The organism is Psychrobacillus sp. Z3-81 (assembly GCF_056620325.1).
Genome location: NZ_JBWQPU010000089.1, coordinates 1 through 252, shown reverse-complemented (window position 1 = coordinate 252; position 252 = coordinate 1). Strand labels below are relative to the sequence as shown.

Below are 252 nucleotides of genomic sequence, written 5' to 3'. Positions count from 1 at the left end.
ATGCCCCGGTGGGTACAGGCAGCGATGACGGCCCGACAGGCGGTCGTTCCGCTGCTGGGCATCGCACGAGCTGACCGCAACGCGTTCCAGCAGGTGCGGATGGTCAACGGTGAGGCGCTCATCGCGGTGGACGACGTGCACCTCGAGATGCGCATCGCCGTAGGTGTCGACGCGGAGCGCTCTCTGGTGGGGTGCACGACTGCGGTGCGGCTGAAGAATCGCCGGGGCCGGGTCTACTTCGCGCCCGTTGCC

The 252-nt window shown here is 68.7% G+C and carries 1 protein-coding gene; it reads left to right on the top strand.

From position 1 onward, the window contains the following. The coding region (locus tag AC1ECF_RS17740; protein WP_480390758.1) for a DUF2867 domain-containing protein at positions 1 to 252 on the top strand (252 nt) is incomplete at both ends.